Origin of the sequence: Ralstonia sp. A12, assembly GCF_000801955.1 — a bacterium.
Lineage (GTDB): Bacteria > Pseudomonadota > Gammaproteobacteria > Burkholderiales > Burkholderiaceae > Ralstonia.
On the sequence record NZ_JSZO01000036.1, the window covers coordinates 1 to 16519 of the forward strand.

The 16519-nt window shown below is 60.3% G+C and carries 11 protein-coding genes and 5 pseudogenes; 8 read left to right on the forward strand and 8 right to left on the reverse strand.

Features of this window, described 5'->3' with window-relative positions; translation table 11 throughout:
• Positions 1-903, forward strand: a 903-nt coding sequence (locus PI87_RS29495) for a hypothetical protein (RefSeq protein WP_442965525.1), incomplete at its 5' end; no start/stop codon positions are given.
• 86 nt (positions 904-989) lie between these two features.
• Here PI87_RS29495 and PI87_RS25665 read toward each other — a convergent pair.
• The 5 genes and pseudogenes from PI87_RS25665 to PI87_RS29290 form a co-directional block, all read right to left on the reverse strand.
• A pseudogene (locus tag PI87_RS25665) lies at positions 990-1193 on the reverse strand (IS3 family transposase); the annotation flags it as partial.
• Between the two features lie 173 nt (positions 1194-1366).
• Positions 1367-3100: a hypothetical protein gene (locus tag PI87_RS28265; protein WP_157003245.1), complete on the reverse strand. Its 1734-nt coding sequence runs from the start codon at positions 3098-3100 to the stop codon at positions 1367-1369.
• A 12-nt stretch (positions 3101-3112) separates the two neighbouring features.
• Entirely contained in the window at positions 3113-3625 is a 513-nt protein-coding gene (locus PI87_RS25675) for a hypothetical protein (RefSeq protein ID WP_157003246.1), read from the reverse strand.
• Entirely contained in the window at positions 3622-4254 is a 633-nt protein-coding gene (locus PI87_RS25680) for a hypothetical protein (RefSeq protein WP_157003247.1), read from the reverse strand. The genes PI87_RS25675 and PI87_RS25680 overlap by 4 nt, the downstream gene beginning before the upstream one ends.
• A 227-nt stretch (positions 4255-4481) precedes the next feature.
• Positions 4482-4577: pseudogene (locus tag PI87_RS29290) on the reverse strand (IS5/IS1182 family transposase); the annotation flags it as partial.
• Positions 4578-4617: 40 nt separating this feature from the next.
• On the opposite strand from PI87_RS29290, the pseudogene PI87_RS25685 reads away from it, so the two are divergent.
• Positions 4618-4869 (forward strand): annotated as a pseudogene (locus PI87_RS25685) (transposase domain-containing protein); the annotation flags it as partial.
• Positions 4870-4982: 113 nt separating this feature from the next.
• On the opposite strand, the gene PI87_RS29760 reads toward PI87_RS25685, so the two are convergent.
• Positions 4983-6062: a hypothetical protein gene (locus PI87_RS29760; RefSeq protein ID WP_039600579.1), complete on the reverse strand. Its 1080-nt coding sequence runs from the start codon at positions 6060-6062 to the stop codon at positions 4983-4985.
• A 357-nt stretch (positions 6063-6419) separates the two neighbouring features.
• Here PI87_RS29760 and PI87_RS25695 point away from each other — a divergent pair.
• The 3 genes and pseudogenes from PI87_RS25695 to PI87_RS25705 form a co-directional block, all read left to right on the forward strand.
• Positions 6420-6656: pseudogene (locus PI87_RS25695) on the forward strand (TerC family protein); the annotation flags it as partial.
• 519 nt (positions 6657-7175) lie between these two features.
• The gene (locus PI87_RS25700) at positions 7176-8807 is read left to right on the forward strand and encodes a methyl-accepting chemotaxis protein (RefSeq protein WP_039600581.1); all 1632 of its coding nucleotides are present in this window, start codon (positions 7176-7178) and stop codon (positions 8805-8807) included.
• Between the two features lie 248 nt (positions 8808-9055).
• Positions 9056-11653, forward strand: coding sequence for a 2-oxoglutarate dehydrogenase E1 component (locus PI87_RS25705; RefSeq protein WP_039600582.1), 2598 nt, complete (start codon positions 9056-9058; stop codon positions 11651-11653).
• Between the two features lie 242 nt (positions 11654-11895).
• On the opposite strand, the gene PI87_RS28270 is transcribed toward PI87_RS25705, so the two are convergent.
• Entirely contained in the window at positions 11896-12558 is a 663-nt protein-coding gene (locus PI87_RS28270; RefSeq protein WP_157003248.1) for a metallophosphoesterase family protein, read from the reverse strand.
• An 87-nt stretch (positions 12559-12645) separates the two neighbouring features.
• Positions 12646-13113 carry a metallophosphoesterase gene (locus PI87_RS28275; protein WP_052321774.1) on the reverse strand — a complete coding sequence of 156 codons (468 nt, stop codon included), beginning with the start codon at positions 13111-13113 and terminating at the stop codon, positions 12646-12648.
• 964 nt (positions 13114-14077) lie between these two features.
• On the opposite strand from PI87_RS28275, the pseudogene PI87_RS28845 reads away from it, so the two are divergent.
• The 3 genes and pseudogenes from PI87_RS28845 to PI87_RS25720 all read left to right on the forward strand — a co-directional run.
• Positions 14078-14542, forward strand: a pseudogene (locus PI87_RS28845) (IS630 family transposase); the annotation flags it as partial.
• 353 nt (positions 14543-14895) lie between these two features.
• On the forward strand, positions 14896-15069 hold the full coding sequence (locus PI87_RS29500) for a hypothetical protein (protein ID WP_198139630.1): 174 nt from the start codon (positions 14896-14898) through the stop codon (positions 15067-15069).
• A gap of 338 nt (positions 15070-15407) precedes the next feature.
• Positions 15408-16352, forward strand: coding sequence for a hypothetical protein (locus PI87_RS25720; protein ID WP_039600584.1), 945 nt, complete (start codon positions 15408-15410; stop codon positions 16350-16352).
• Positions 16353-16519: the final 167 nt, after the last annotated feature.

A 16519-nucleotide genomic window follows, 5' to 3' on the forward strand; every position in this document is an offset into this window, starting at 1 on the left:
GGATTCAGGGGGCTGCTCCACTCCGTTTCGAAACCCCCATGGAACCAGAACATTCATGTCACGCAAACACCTGGGCTGCGTGTTCCGCTGACACCACTCACGCTAGCGTCCGTTCAGACTGCCACGATTGACGCGTGGCCGCTCAGAAGCGCCGCCAACTACGCCTTCGACGTTGATGTTCAGAGCAACATCGTAGTAACTGTCTCGAACGTCAACGGTGTGCCGGATGGCACTTATTACCTCGCCGGTAGCGCTGGCAACCAGGACTATCTGTGTACGACCAAGACGTACCATGCCGGTTCGTGCTTAGCCAAGATCTGCAAAGGCTACTCCGACTACAACACTTGTTTTTCATACTCAAATGGCAACTGGAGTACCAACGGCGCCACCATGGTGCCTGGCGTGATTTGGTTTCATGGTGATGTGAATCTTGGCGTTGGGACCTATCAGAACACTGTTGTGGCCACCGGTAACATAGTTACGAGCGGCAATACCGTCGTGTATGCCCCGAACTATGGTGGTGCCAGTGCTCAATGCAGCAACACAGTGTTCCCGTCGCTCTATCCCACGAACTTCTGTTCGGGTGGTTCCTACACTAGCAGCTCGATTGGCAACATTGCGTTGCTTGCCGGGGGCTATCAGAACAGTGCCTTTGCCGGTGGCAACGTCACGCTAGGGGCATCCAACAGCGTCTTTGGCAACATTCTGGCCGCCGGTGTTCTTAACACAGGTGGATCCACATCGATCCAAGGCTACATCACGGTTGGCAACCAAGGGGGGAATGGAGGTGGGTCGACGTGGGGAGCAAGTACTACGATCGACGTCAGTCATCTGCCATCCACCTTCGATCCTACGCACATTCCAGGTGGGGGGGGAATGGGTTCACCCCGCCAGCAAGTGTGAGTGTTGTCTGGACTCGCTACCTATAGCGAGTTCGCCAGCCGTTTGCATGTTGGTCCGCTTCACTCCAAGTTGGCAGACTGTAGTGGTCAACCCATCCCGGACACTGCGTTAAGTTTTTCTTCTGCAACAGGCGGCGCCAGTCCGTCATTGAACTGATGTGGCCGTATCCAGTTGTACCGGGGCATCAGGTAATGGCTGATGTCCCCGTGAGCTTCATGCGCCGTCATGTAACCCACTGACCGCAACCACTCGGTCTTCAGGCTGCGGAACAGCCTCTCCATCGGGGAGTTACCCTGCAATAGGTGCATTGTCAACCTCCGATTGCTTGAGCCCATCAGGTACATCCCGCCAGTTGAAGCTGAGGCAAACTACTGGCGGCAGTTTGCCAGCGAGACCATTGCATCGGTCTCAACTTAAACCAACCGGCCCCCTCGAATCCCGGGGCGATTCGCACTAACTTTCGCTACACCTGTTCAGGCCGTCTATCTTCCACCCCGCGCACCGCACCTCCAGCCTGCCAAGTGCCTCCGATGGCCTTGTAGCTCAATCCCACAGCGAAGGCTGGCACGACGTTGGTAAGCGCGGATGTCCATGCTGCCGGCATCTTGGTCTTTTCCGCTACCAAGCTAAGCGCCGTACCCAGCGAGACGTTGGAGCCAATAGCGGCCGTGCGCGCGACAGACTGATCTAGTACCCGCATGTAGTCTTCCCGCTTGCCCTTGAGAGCCGGACCGAATTGCTGGCACGTACCAGCTTCGTTGGCTTCTTGCTGCGTAAGGTTGGTCCAGTCAGCCGTTTCCAGCAGCGTGTTGATAGCCGCCTTGATGGCCGACGATTCAGTAATTACCTTGAACGCTTCACCCTTTGTGAGTCCAGGACTCGCCCCGTCCGGCCGATTCATCTCAGCCAGCGCTAGTCGTGCGTTGCCGAATTCGGCGGGGGCAGCCGCCTCACCCGCATAGTTGGCGACTACGTTGGCTAGCGCATAGAAGTTGGCCGCGGCGTCCAAGTGTGCACCGCTCACACCGCCATTGCTGGCGTTGGGGTTTTCCATGCCAACCATGCGGAACGAGGCCTGGATAGTGTCACGCATTGCGGAATAGGCGGCCACCTTGACGTCGTTCGCGACCATCCGGGCGGCTAGCTCGGGGGCGCCGATGTGCTGGCCACTGAAGGCCAGCGTGATGTTGGTCATGACGCTGGCGGTGGCCAGCGTAGTGACGGCGTCAGAATATTTGCGCTGCTCGCTCATGAGCCGCTCTTTTTGCTCGCTGCCTAGCTCAGCCCATTGTTCGGCACTGAAGTTGTGGAATCCACGTGCCGCTGCCTCGGGGTTACGCTGTTCGCGATACTGGCGTACGCGGTGCGAGGCCAACGTCATGGTACCTACTGCCACTTCCATGGCGGCCACGTGTGACGGAGGCAAGTGACGCAGCGCCGCGAACATGGTTTCCGCCATGATTTCTCGTGCAAACGTTGGGATACCAACGGCCGTGAGTTGATGGATCAGGTGACCGCCGGCTGCGCCGGCAAACTTTGCGTCAATGCCCATTACACTCATGCCGGACAATGTGCTGCGTGCGCCAGCCACGGCGTGTCCGCCGACGAAGGTGGCGGCCGTAACAGCATGGTTCGCCATCCACTTTGTGCCGTTCCAGGCTTGCTGCGCGCCGTGCGTTGCCGCGTCAGCGACTGTGTGAGTCGCATGGCTTGCGGTCTGCCCCAAGCTTTGACCAGCCATCTGAGCGGTTTGTCTGAGCGACACAAGCGTCTCCCGCCATGTAGCACCGGTTTGTGCCGGCAGGTGCTTCATCTGCAGCGCCTGCCCATGTGCTGGGGTGTGCGCGGACTCCAAGTCGATTTCCGACAGGTTGTCCAGTTGGCATCCGGAAAATGTCGTCGAATGGAAGGAAGGAAGCTGAGTGCCGTCAGAATGCTTCGAACTGAACGCGACCATGGCGGATATGTCGTCAGCGTCGATTCGAGCGGAGTGTGGGCCCTGGAAAAGGCGGCTGGCCTCGCCCTCGTCATCTTTGCTGCGAGCACGTGGCGATCTGGCTAAGCCGCCGAGTGCAGCGTCCAATTTGCGACCACCGGAGGCATTGTGGAGAGGCTTGCTGGAGCCGGGAACTGTTGTGTCACTGTGACCCGAGGGCAGATGCGGCATGGATTGACTGCGAATACGATCGATGGTCATGACTGGGCCTTGCTATTGAGCGACAGTGGGAATGGGCGAAAGTGCCCCATGGCGCTTGGATTCGATATCTGTCGCAAGCGACGCAAAACTACGCAGCCAGCGCGCGAGCGCGGCAGGACGGCGAGGTGCAAGTGGCCAGCGGCTGATCAGTTGCAGGCCAGCATGGCCCGCCGCGACAGCTACACCTGCGGTGAGCAGCAACGGGGCGTTCGCCAGCAGCAAAGCGCGCCGCGCCGCGGGCGTAGCCCACTCGCGACTAAGCGGTGCACCAATCAGCAAGGTCGTTTCGTCGCCCGAGCATGTGAGTACGAGTTGCCTGCCGGCCACGCGCAACTGGCCGGTGCGCGCGGCTTCCCGTGCTACCTCGTAGGGTGCGCCCAGCAACAGCATGATTTCGGCCACCAGCGTGAGCACATCCTTGTGGGCTTCGAACTCTAGGCTGCTACACGCGGCGAATGTCGGTTTGGTAGTGCGGGCGGATGCGCAGGGAGGTACTGAACTGAAAGGCGCGTGAATCGTCTTCATTGCAGGGGCTCCGGATTCAAGTTCGATCGGGCGGCGGCATCACGCACCGTGGCGCACAAGTCCATCATGGCTTCGAAAATGGCACGCAGCAGGACAGGCGTATCCATATCCGGCTGCAGCTTCATGATGAGGCTGGCGGAGTCGTCCTCTTCAAGGGTGAAACTCCACTCGGCAGTCAGCATGGTGGCTTCGTTGGCTGCTAGCAGGGTGTCATGCCATACCGAAGGCGCCACGCCTTCAGGACGTAAGAGCGAGGCAGACGCAACCGATGTGAGCGGCGCTTGGGGAACATCGCTTGCGTGTAGGGCAAATGTGATGTCGCCTAGGCGCACTTGGCCGAAGCGAGCGAACTGCGACTGCGCCTCGGCGTCTAGGCCAATGACGGCGGCCGCGGCGCGTAACAGTGCCTCACGGTCCGTTGGTGGCGGCAACGCAACGGCTGGGATAGAAGTGGACTGCGGGGTAACCATATCGGACGGTCCTTGACGCGGTGATGGTCCGATTGCAGCAGTTGCTAGACCCGATTGACAGATTGCCAGCGCAGTGACGGCGCCAATAGCGAAAACAATGCCTTCCCGGGCCCGAGCGACCGGCGGTTCGTTGCCAAGGATGCATTTCTCAACTTGCATTCCAAACCCCCGATCACGTGAGCATGGCGGCCCTTGGCTGCTGGCTCACGTCACAGGTTCTGCGCTCTACGGTCGCCAGTCCGCCATGTGCGCGAGTGATGGTGTTGAACTCTCGGACTCACCGTCACCCCATTAGGTGATCTAGGTAGGCGCATCGCCTCCCTATGCCAACACCAAGAATCTGCTCTGTCGGAGGGGCTTGGCATCCCCGCAGAGCCTGTCCATGATCTCTTGAGCAGAAGCACCAAGAAGGCCAAATATACGAACTGCAGGCTGGTGTTGAGCTCGCGCTCACAGTTTTTCCATAGCCTGCGATTCTTTATTGGCAGCACTTTAGAAGTGACCCACCTAGAGGTGCGGACGATCTCGAACAACCCGTGCGAGAACGCCAACCGGCCGCTCGCCGTCGGGCGCCGCGACTGGCCGTTCTGCGATACAGCGGCTGGCGCCAATGCCTCGGCCAACCTGTACTCGCTGGTGGAGGAGGCTAAGGCCAACGGTGTCGACGCGTACCAATATCTCGTCGCCTTGCTCAAGGCTCTGCCACGCGCACAGGCGGTCGATGATTACGAGGCACTGAAGCTCTGGAACCTCAAACCGTCAACCGCTGACTAACCGAATCCACCATCGGCCGCAAGAGACTCCCTCAGCCAACCGCTGACAACGAATTGCAAACGGTGGCATGGCTGCGGCCGGTATAACAACCGGGCCGCCTCGGGGGATACGTCTTACTGGGCTTGTTCCTGCCGGCGTAGCGGCAAGATGGATGAGTCTTGCTGCAGCATGGCCACCAAGTTACGGACCAACTGCTGGGCATTGTCGCCTGAGGCCTCTGCGGCCTGGCGCACGGCCGGATGCAAGGTTCCTGCGGGCTGGGTCGAGATGTCATGCAAGTGGTCGACCACGTCAAGCATGTGCGCGCCGGCTTCCGCCGTCATGTCTTCGTGGCCAGCAAAGCCGGTGAGCATGTTGATTGCGTGAATCAGCGTCTCGGTGCTGATGCGCAGCGGCGCGCCGTTGGCGGGTGCCAGCCCAGCGTTGCCGGGTGGCGGCCGACGCGGCGAGTACACCGGCGGGCTGCCTGTGAGCACGCCCACCAGATTGCGAATCAACTGCTGTGGATTGCCGTCGGCCTGTCCAGCAGCGTTGCGCACGGCCGGGTGCAGGCGGTTTGCAGGCACCGCCGCAATGTCTTGCAGATGGTCAACCACGTAGAGCGTGTGGTGGCCGGCTTCTTCGGCCATGTCCACATCGTCCAGGCCGTTGAGCATGTTGACGGCGTCGGACAACATGTCTGCGTTCACGTGCAGCGGCGCTGGGTTGGCGCGCAGCAGGTCTGCCAGCGCGCGCCCCGCATGAACGGCAAGCATCATCGTGCCGAGCATCGCCACGGACGCCGCGCCAGCATAGGCCGGCACGTCATTGCGCTGCTGCGCCCGGTGCATGTTGTAGTTGCCCAGCGCAACGCCCCCCAAGCCTGCTGTGAAGAACGGATTTTCCAGCGCGAATTGCCCCAGGGCAGAGCCGGCCTGGCCTCCCGCCTGGGCCAGCGCTTGCCCCGCGCCACGTACGCGGCGGAGCGTGGCAGAAATGCGGCTGCGTGGGGGCTCTACGACAGCGGTGTCCGCAGCCTGCACGCGCGGCGCATTGGCGCGGGGCGCGGGCAGTTCGGCCAGCGCGCCCTCACGCGCACGCACCGGGCGCCGACGCAGGTTGGTATCGGGGCGCGGGATGGTGCGGCTGGTGGATGCCTCGCCAATGGACGGCGAAGGCACCGCCGATGGACTTGAACCGTCGACACGTGGCATGGCAACTCCGGAACGGAACAATTGAGAATGGACCAGCGTGTAATGTTGCCGCGAGGTTGCGTCTGCCGAGCCGCCATGGGCGAAACCATTGCAGCGTAAGCGAACCGAATGTTGTGTGAGGGACGCGTGCGGCGAGCGCAATGGGCGCTGCCGTTGCCGCCAACCGCTGGCGGGAGGCAAGTGGCGCGTGTGCGCCCGGCCTGCGGGCGTGCCGCCCTGTTGTTGTCTGGCTCCCCCGCTAGTCACATTAGGGAGAGCGTCCATCTTGGTGTTAGCCACGAGCATCCGCGGTGCCATTCGCCGCAGCAGACGCCGGAAATCGCTACTTCTGGACGGGACTAATTCCGGTCCAGGGTCATTCTTGCCGCCGACCCTGCTGTTTGGGTTGCTCTTGCCACGCTTATCACGATGAAAATCGTGCAGGGCATTGACAACCTGATCTTCATTTCGATCCTGGCAAACAAGTTACCCGAAGACCAACGAGACAAAGTGCGGCAGACAGGCATCCTCCTCGCACTGCGATTGCGGCTTGGTCTGCTTGACACGATTACCTGGATCGCGCGCCTCACCGAACCGGTCATCACGGTGTTCGATCGTTACCGTCCGGAGTTCGCAAGTAAGGTGTTCGATGCGCAAACTCATAAAGGGGTGTCACGCTGCCGTTCATTCGGCATGTCCTATTAGGTCATGTCGGGGAGAGGGGTGTCGCCTTAGGCTAAACGCTTGGAACCGGACTTCACCCGCGAATCCGGCTTCTCCAACGAGATGATGGCGAACTCAGCACCGAGATGGACGAATGATATTTACATGAGAAATAAAATTATTTCAGTGCTGGAGATCCTGCATTGTCGAAATACAAGAAAACTCAACTTTGGGGCGCTTCGCTTGTGCCGCACTCAAGATTTCTCTTGCACTGCCGATATGTCCGGTCGAAGCAGCCTAGGCAATATCGGCGAGTGACGGCTTTGAAGATCGGCAAACGACGGCCGCAATTCTTCCTGAGATGCTCCTGCTTCAACGCATGCACCTGAGTGCATTGCGCAATGGCTCGGCAATGACGTCGCCGCGCTGTGATGTTTCTCTCTTTGAAGCTGCTGAAACAGGAAGAAGAAAATGAGAATCTCGGACATGAGGATCGGGGTACGCCTCGGAGCCGCGTTCGCGCTTGTCGTGGCGTTGCTGATCGGGATCGCTGCGGTCGGCATACAACGGCTGGACGACAACAACACAAAGATGGGCCGGATCGTGAGCGAGCGCTACTCACTGATCGCGTTGAGCAACCAGATCAAGAACAATGGCTACAAGGCCAACGGCATTCTCAGCAATCTGCTGCTCGCCACCGCGCCCGAGCAGAAGACGAAGTACATGAGTGACTACGCGGCCATCCGCCAGGCCAATGCGCAGGCATATGGCCGCCTGGAGAAGCTGCTCACGACCGATCAGGGCAAAGCACTCTTCAAAGAACAGTTCGATGCACGTTCAGCCTACGGTGCCAGCGTCCGCAAGTTCTTCGAGCTGGTCGATGCCGACAACGCGCAGGAGGCACGTGCCCTGTATCAGGGTGACATGTCGCGCCTGCAAGACCAGTATTACGTGCTGGTCGACAAGATGGTCGACCAGCAAGCAGGCGAGATGGAGCGCGATGTGAGCGAAGCTGCCGCCCAGGGCGCCAACGCCAAGATCCAGATGATCGTGCTGGCCGTTCTTGCCACGCTGCTGGCCATTGCCACGGGGGCCTTCATCACCCGCACCATCACGCGCCCGATTCACCATGCCATGCACCTGGCTGAGGCCGTGGCGCAGGGCAATCTGACGCATCGGCTGGAGGTCGGCACGCAAGACGAGATCGGCCGTCTGCTGGCGGCGCTCAAGCACATGACCGAAAACCTGCACGGCATAGTCAGCCAAGTGCGGGGCGGCACGGACACCATCACCCGCGCATCGAGCGAAGTGGCCAGCGGCAACATCGATCTCTCGGGCCGTACCGAACAGCAGGCCAGCTCACTGGAGGAAACGGCAGCGGCCATGGAGCAGCTCACCTCCACCGTCAAGCGGAACGCGGACAACGCGCAGGAGGCCAGCCGCCTGGCATCCAATGCGTCGATGGTCGCCACCAAGGGCGGCGATGCCGTGGGCGAGGCGATCCAGACCATGAGCACGATCAACGCGTCGTCGCGCAAGATCGTCGACATCATCGGCGTGATCGACAGCATTGCCTTCCAGACCAATATCCTGGCGCTCAACGCTGCGGTGGAAGCCGCGCGCGCTGGCGAGCAGGGCCGTGGCTTTGCCGTGGTGGCCGGCGAGGTGCGCAGCCTCGCGCAGCGCAGCGCAGCAGCGGCCAAGGAGATCAAGGCACTCATCGAGGATTCCGTCAGCCACGTCAGCACTGGCACGGCCAAGGTGGAAGAGGCCGGCCAGATCATCCGCGATGTGGTGGCCGGCATCCAGAACGTGACGAACATCGTGTCCGAGATCAGCGCATCGAGCCGCGAGCAGAGCGACGGCATCGAACAGATCAACCAGGCGATCACGCAGATGGACAAGGCCACGCAGGAAAACGCCTCGCTGGTGGAGGAAAGCGCCACGGCGGCACAGGCCCTGCAGGACCAGGCAAATCAACTGGCCGACATGGTCAGCACCTTCACGCTCCACGCAGACCTGTCAGGTCGTGGCCACGCCGCGCAAGGCGAGGCAGGCTCTGTGGCACACGCCGCCTGGAGCCAAGTGCAAACGCTTTCGTAGTCGCAGTGCTGTTGCTGTAAGCGGTTCAACGGAGGAGGCACGGGCTGCCCGCGAGGCGGCTCGTAAAAGAAGGAATCGACGGAGCGCCCGGCCGGCTCGCCCGGGTTGGTGTTTCGAAAGGTCCCGCCGTCTGTCCGAACATGCGCCTGCTGCACAGTGTCTGCGCTGTCTGAAGGGCCGCCGCGTGGAGCGGTGTCGGAGTGCCGACGGCGGGGGCAACTAACGGTGTCTCTTTCTCCTGCACAACCATGTCTTCCCAATCGCCTCAATTTGCCGGCCAGGATTCTGTCGCCGCGTTCGACCCGCATGCCCTGCCGACGGGTGCGGCAGACGCTGGGCCGTTGTCCACCCCCGCTTCCCGTCTGATTGACGCCTACCGAGACCTCGGGTATCGCCGCGCGCGTCTCGATCCGCTCTCACGCGCACCGCTGCCCGAGGTGCCCGAACTCCGACTGCGGTTCCATGGCTTGGACCCCGCACACAGGCGCGAGCCAGTGGGCGCCGTGTTGCCGACGGCGACCACCATGCAGGAACTCGAGTGGCAGCTCAAACGGGTGTACTGCGGCTCCATCGGCCTCGATTGCAGCGGCGTGCGCAAACGCCAGCGCCGCACCTGGCTCTACGCCCGCATGGAGGCAGAGCTGACGGCACCGCCACTTGCCCCCGACCGTAAGCGTTGGCTCCTGGGTCGGCTGGCCGCAGCCGAAATGTGGGAGCGCCTCGCAGCCGATCGGTTTGCGCATGCCAAGCGGTTCTCTCTCGAAGGCTGTGAGAGCCTGGTACCGCTACTCGAAACGCTGTTCGAAGAGGCGGGCAGTTGCGGTGTGCGACAGGTCTTTCTCGGCTTGCCGCATCGCGGGCGCTTGAACGCGCTGGTCAACGTGATGGGCTTCGATGCGCAAGGCATGCTGGATCGGCTGGACCCGGATTCCGAAGTCGCCATCACCCAGCGTGATCTGCCGTACCACCTGGGCGGACTCGCCAAGCGAACCACCGATGCCGGCGAACTCCAGTTGGTGCTGGCGCCGAACCCCTCGCATCTGCAGAGCGTGTATCCCGTTGTTTGCGGCATGGCGCGCGGGCACGTGGACGAGCATCCCGACGCGCCATGCCTGCCGGTGATGGTGCACGGCGACGCGGCGTTCGCCGCTCAGGGCGTCGTCATGGAGACCTTGAACCTCACCCGTCGGAGCGGCTACACGGCAGGCGGGGTCGTGCACGTCATCGTCAACAACCAGATCGGATTCACGACGCCCAACGTGATGGACGTGCGCGCCAACGACTATTGCACCGACGTGACGCGCATGGTTGATGCGCCGGTGCTGCATGTCAACGCAGATGACCCGGAAGCGGTCTTGCGCGCTGCGCGGATCGCCCTTGAGTACCGCATGGAGCATGGTGCGGACATCGTTATTGATCTGCTCGGCTATCGTCGGCTGGGGCATTCTGAGCACGATCTACCTGCCTTGACACAGCCGGTGCTACACGCGGCCATCGCGTCGCATCCAACCGTCACCGAGCAGTATCACGCGGCCAGCGCGGAATCGACGCGCCTGGTCGACCTGCGTGAAGATGCCCTGCGCCAGTTGCTGGCGGGCTCCACGGTAGCCACGTCAATGGCTGACGCTGCGGCGGCCGTCAACGGGATGCGCCATCTGCTTCAGCCGCTGTCGCTGCAGCGCTTGCAGGCGCTGACGCAGACGTTGACCACGCCGCCCGAAGGTGTGGTTCTGCACGATCTGGTGCGCGATCTGTGCGAGCGCTGGCGCGCGGCGTTGGCAGACGGCCAACACACGGTCGATTGGCGCATGGCTGAAAACCTGGCCCACGCCACGTTGCTGGAAGACGGGCACGACATACGGCTGTCCGGCATGGACGTCGGGCGCGGCACGTTCATGCACCGGCAGGCGGTGTGGCATTCGCAAGTTACGCTGCCGGGTGGGGGCGGGCAGCACGTTCCGTTGCAGCATGTCGCACAGCGCCAGGGGGCTTTTGACATCGTCAACTCTCCGCTGACGGAAGAAGCCGCACTCGGTTTCGAATATGGTTACAGCGTGCAGACGCGCACGCGGCTGACGATCTGGGAGGCGCAGTTTGGCGATTTCGTGAACGGCGCTCAAGTCTTCGTTGACCAGTACATCGCGCCAGGCGAATACAAGTGGGGTTGCCAGTCGGCGTTGACCATGCTGCTGCCGCATGGCCACGAAGGTGTTGGGCCGGAACATTCCAGCGGGTTCCTGGGCCGTTTTCTGCAGCTTTGCGCGGATGAAAACCTACGCGTTGTCGTGCCCTCGACCTCCGGCCAGTGGTTCCATCTGCTGCGTGAGCAAGCTACGCTGGCAGCCCCCAAGCCACTGGTCGTCATGTCGCCCAAGTCGGAACTGCATGGCAACGGGCGCTCGCATTCGCGCGTGCAGGACCTGGTCGACGGAGCCTTCATGCCGGTGCTGGCGGATACGGGGGTGGCCGAGCCGAACGCTGTCACGCGCGTGGTGCTGTGCAGCGGCAAGTTCTTTTACGAACTGCTGGCGCAGCGTGAACACGACGCACGCGCTGACGTGGCGCTGATCCGCGTCGAGCAGCTCTACCCGTTTCCGGCGCGGGCACTCATGGCTGCACTGGCGGCCTTTCCGAACCTGAGAGAAATCGTCTGGGCGCAGGAGGAGGATGCCAACCAGGGCGCATGGCGCTTCGTGCGGGATGAATTGGAGGCGTGTTTGCCGCCCGGAAGCCGGCTCGCCAGCGTGTGCCGTCACGCAACGCCATCGGGGGCGCATGCGTCGGTGCGGGCACATCAGGTGGAGCAGCGCAGGGTGGCTGCTGCTGTATTCGGTGTTTTGCGCTGATCTTCTAGCGCGCATTATGAACTTGGTCGGATTGGGGCTATCGTATTGGCATGCCGAAGCCCAGTCCCCATCCGGCCGACGTAAGTAGTGAAGAAGAGGCGCCAACCGGCTTGGCAACGCGGGCGCCATGCCAAGCGCGGGGTGGGTGTGCGTAGCGGCGAACTCTCCAAGTTCGCTGCCAACTTGCCCCCAAGGCAGCCCCTTGAGGGCAGTGCTACTTACTTTCTAGCCGCCGTATCGGCTCACTTGCGAGCCGATTTCTTCGCAGACTTGGCCTGCAGTGTGTTCGGCACGTATTGGTGCTTCTTCCAGTCGTATTCGAAATAGTCTAGGAGGCTGCTTCCCTTGCTGTATGGGTCCTGCGGCCGGGGGACTGTGTAGTATCGGCCTGTGATGGTGGTATCCGTCACCTCCAGGCGCAGGAATCCGTGGTTGTCGTCGCTGTATTTCTCCAGCGTGACACGGTCTCCCTCTTTGTCCTCAAAGACGGTTGGGGCAATCAGCTTTTCACCGTCGACTTTCATGATCGAGTGCAGATTGTGGTAGCCACCGGCGCCGGCTACCAGATAGGGCACAACTGTTCCATCCCCCATGTCCTTGCTGATGCGCTGGAAGTTGTGGACGTGCCCGGCCAGGACCATATCGGGGTGCCGGCCGGCTTCCTTGGCTGCCGCTTCGATGATCTCTTTCATGTGCGTGCTGCCGGAGTGATAGGTGTCAGCGGAATACACCGGGTGATGCAGGGTCAGGAAGAGCGGCAGGCTCTTTGGTAGCGACTTGATCTGCTGGGTAAGCCACTCCAACTGGGGCGAGCGAATGTCACCGCCTTCCGGTACGTTGGAGTAGAGCCCGATGATGTTGACCATGGGTGTGCGCAGCGTCCAGTAGACGTTGGGTTGCGTCATCGTCGTGCGGCCCGTATCTCCCGCCTCCGGCAAGAGCGCAGCGTGCTCCGCGCAGAAGAAGCGCACAAATCCGTCAAGGGAATTGTCTTAGGGCAAGTTCTCGCCGTCATGATTGCCGGGCACGGCAAAGATAGGGGCTTTGTAGAACTGGTAGGGCTCGAAGAACTGAGCCCGGTACTGCTCCCCTTCGCCGTTAAAGTAGACACAGTCTCCCAAAATGTAGAGAAAGGCAGGGTTGTCCGATGGCGCAGCAGCGTCATCAAAATCAGCCTCCATGCCTCGTGCCACCAGCTCCTGCGGCGTCGCGAACACGATGCCTCCCATGTCGCCGTTCACGTGGAATGTGAGCTTCTTGGCTTTCTTGATGTCCGCTAGGTTTTTTTCGGGAAGGATGTCGGCGAGATCCAGGTTAAACGGTGGCTTGCCAGTCGGATCGGGCAGATTTCGGTAGTGCGTGTCCCGCGCTTCCTGCGACGTTTTGACGTGAACGTTGAAATTGCCATCGCCGGACGGGCGCGATTTACCAAAGTGGTGATCTTGCTTAGCACGTGCCATAACTCCTCCTGCCTTTTTCCTGTAGATTGCGACGATAGGATGGGTGCTGTGCAAGGTGACAGAACATAAGCGTGCCACGACAGCACGCAGTGTTTTTAGTCGAACGAAACGCGCGACGTCAATTGCTCAAAAGATGGTTGGGGTCGATGTGTAACACCTCCACTCCGAAGGGATTAGTTCATGACCGTCGGACGCGCTTTCGGAATTGCCAAGTCTTTTGTAGTAAGGCACAGCGGGTTGCCACCGGAATTTCCGTAACCAAGTGATATACAGTCGCCCCAAAGTGAGGAACCTTGCCTCTATGATGGTTTTGAGGATTGTTGAATATTGTTTGTTTGAGTTTTATTTTGGTATGGAAATGTTTCATCCGGATTTTTCGCGTTTCCTAAGCTGTCTCCGTTGCATTGGCAGTGTGCAGCTTCATCGAGCTGGGTGAGTCGGTAGCTGTGAGCAGGCGACGTAATTCTGACTTCACTATCTTTCAGAGGGAGGCGGGACGAGTTCCCGCTAGCATTGCCGGCTTTACGCTGATACACGCAACACAACAGATGTCGATTCTTCCCGAAGCTGCGGATAAACCTTCCTGGGACATACCAACAACGTGGGAGCGTGTGCGCGCAAGGAAGCGAGATCAGTGGGTCTCTCGCTATTGGAAACGGAATCCAGTCGGAAATTCCTATCTGAATGCGGACGGCTATATAACCAGAATTATCAAGACCGGTAAGGCCGCTTGGCACTTTGAACTTCAGCCGAATAAATCGGTTGAGGTCGTCCGGACCGGCGGGGGATACCGCACGGTTGTGGAGGCCCGCTTGGCAGCATTTGATGCGATTACGGAACTACTGCGGCAGGATAGTCAGCGCGAGGGTTGAGGCTAGTTTTGCTAGTCCTCTCTCTCCGGCAAAGAGCCCATTGCTGGGGATGCGCACGGTGACGTTATTGATTCGCTATGAATTAACTTGAACGCAGCTACGCCCCCAAGGGGCAAACGCCGGTGGTTCGCGTGAGCAACAAGCGGCACGGCCTGTCGGTGATCTCCACAGTCACCAACAAGGGTGAGATGCGTTGGAAAATCTTCGATGGCGCGCTGAATGCCGACATTCTGATCGACTTCATGCAAGGCTCATTCGCGGGGCCGAGAAGAAGATCTTCCTTGTGCTGGACAACCTGCGCGTGCATCACGCCAAACCGGTCAAGGCGTAGCTGGCGGCCAACAAAGAGCGTATCGAGGTGTTCTACTTGCCCAGTTACAGCCCCGAGTTCAACCGTGATGAGATGCTCGCTGAAGCAGGCTGTCACCAAGCGCGCTCCGGCGCGAACCAAGCTGCAGTTGATCAAGGCAACTTCCAGCCATTTGCGAAGCGTGCAGCGCCAACCCGCGCGCGTCAGAAAATACTTTGAGCATGAGCCTATCCGCTATGCGGCTTGATTCAAGTCGATTGATGTCGGATAAATAACAGCGCCCGAAATTTAAACAAAAATAAAATCTGATTTTCACGCCAGTACACTCCGTTACTGACCCCATTATTCGACTACCAACAAATGTACAGCGGGATGCCAAAATTTTCCGATTGAGAAAAATTGAAAGTTCCACGCAGAGCGGAATCGCACCTGATAATATCTCCAACGCCTTGATTATAAAAGGAAAAACATCTTAACGAAAGCGTTGTGGGGAATCTTGTCTTGGAACATCGCCGGTGGCACAGTCGCAAATCGTGGACATGCTGAAGTTATGATCGGCCCACACCACCCACAAATCATCCTTGTTAAGGAGAAAAGAAAATGAATGCACGCATGACAGAACGGCAAGAAATCGCCCGAGCGTCCGAGGGCACCGTCGAAATCCCGACGATTACGCTGCTCGGCTCGCTTGACGATTCCCAAGGTACGATCGGTTTGGGCCTGAATGCGGTCAGCACGAAGCCCGTTTTTGCCATCATCTACAACGGGCTCTGATTCTTAGGCGTCTAGGCCGTTGTTTGTCTTGCTGGTGCACATTTCAAAATGGCATCAGCTTCTCTCTTGTTTCACACTTCCGACGAAAGGTCAGGAATGTCCAGACGCATATGGATTGCCGAAGGTTATGCGACTGATGGGGACATGTATGGGCGCGCACTTCAGGTGCCCGATGCGAGCACATACCGCCCCTCGTCTGAACAGGGTGCGGGAACGGACGTTCAGCGGAAACGTGCGGCGATCGTCAAAACCAACGTCGGAGACGTCGCGTCGTGCCCGTGCCTCGATGTGGGCTTGTCCAGCAATCACGAGGCCGAATCCGACCCGCGAGGTGCGACATGCGCGCTGGGCTGACAAGAAACCTGAAGACGATCTTTGCCGGCGAAGAAGCAGCCGTCGTGACGGACGATTGGCGCTTGGCGGAGTGGCTGGCGACCCGCGACATTCGAGCCGTGACGTTTGATGAAATTGCTGCGGGCGATATTGAAGTCCCACGGCGGGCTCTCACTGTGCCGCTCGATTGGGAGCGTGTTCCATCCCGCCAGGCACTGCGCGACACATGGTCGGAGACCGCTGTCTTGTGGCTGCCGCTCGCGTCCTTTTCATCTGATCTCGATGCACCGAAATACTCCGTCGAGATGTTTTCGGAAGTCGATGTTTTCCAGTCCGTGGCCATGAACCGCCGGGTCATCACGCGCCTGCTCATGGCCCGCGAGGAAATCACCATGACAGGGCCGGACACCGCATTGAAGGTTCGGCTGCCGGATACGCTCCACGTGGTGGGGCGCACGCGGATGAGTCTGCTGCACGATGAACACGCGGCCCTTGGCAACTACTTCGAAGTCGGCATGTCGCCAACCGACATGGCGGGCAACCTCGACGCATCGATGTCCGTGTCCGGCCTGGTCCGGGTCGATTCGGTACTGGTCGCAAAGCACCGCGAAATCCGGGGCGCCAGGGCATCGTCTTTTTCTGCGGCAGCGGACGTCGCTGACAAACTCCGCAGGGCATGCCCTTTCCAGGTCACGATTTGCGATAACCGGATCGTCGATGGCTTCGGCGAGTGGGCGGACGAGATCGACGCGCTCAGCGGGCCGGAATACGGCGCCGCCTTGACCGAGGTGGCCGTCGGCACCGGGGCCTTGCCGTTGGGCCGCGTGGACTGGAGCCTCAACAGAGTGCTCAACGAAGGCGCCACCGGCATCCACATCGGTGTTGGAAACGGCCTGAATGGCATGCACTTCGACTTCATCTCCACGGAGGCGCGACTTGACTGTCTGTGACCGACATGCAACCGAGGCCACGTCCGGGAAGATAATGCAACTCGCCAGCAATCTCCATGTGCAAGAGGAGGCGGATGCTGGGGCGCTCGTCATCGATGACCAGACGCTGACTGCGGCCCGTCTCAACCGATCGGCGCGCGTCCTTTCCAGGCGCTCAGCCAGCCTCG

Bases quoted from the DNA above. Each gene is read 5' to 3' on its own strand.
- PI87_RS29500 (WP_198139630.1), top strand. From the start codon at position 14,896: ATGAATGCACGCATGACAGAACGGCAAGAAATCGCCCGAGCGTCCGAG.
- PI87_RS29760 (WP_039600579.1), bottom strand. From the start codon at position 6,062: ATGCCACGTGTCGACGGTTCAAGTCCATCGGCGGTGCCTTCGCCGTCC.
- PI87_RS28270 (WP_157003248.1), bottom strand. From the start codon at position 12,558: ATGACGCAACCCAACGTCTACTGGACGCTGCGCACACCCATGGTCAAC.
- PI87_RS25680 (WP_157003247.1), bottom strand. From the start codon at position 4,254: ATGCAAGTTGAGAAATGCATCCTTGGCAACGAACCGCCGGTCGCTCGG.
- PI87_RS28275 (WP_052321774.1), bottom strand. From the start codon at position 13,113: ATGGCACGTGCTAAGCAAGATCACCACTTTGGTAAATCGCGCCCGTCC.
- PI87_RS25675 (WP_157003246.1), bottom strand. From the start codon at position 3,625: ATGAAGACGATTCACGCGCCTTTCAGTTCAGTACCTCCCTGCGCATCC.
- PI87_RS25705 (WP_039600582.1), top strand. From the start codon at position 9,056: ATGTCTTCCCAATCGCCTCAATTTGCCGGCCAGGATTCTGTCGCCGCG.
- PI87_RS25720 (WP_039600584.1), top strand. From the start codon at position 15,408: ATGCGCGCTGGGCTGACAAGAAACCTGAAGACGATCTTTGCCGGCGAA.
- PI87_RS25700 (WP_039600581.1), top strand. From the start codon at position 7,176: ATGAGAATCTCGGACATGAGGATCGGGGTACGCCTCGGAGCCGCGTTC.
- PI87_RS28265 (WP_157003245.1), bottom strand. From the start codon at position 3,100: ATGACCATCGATCGTATTCGCAGTCAATCCATGCCGCATCTGCCCTCG.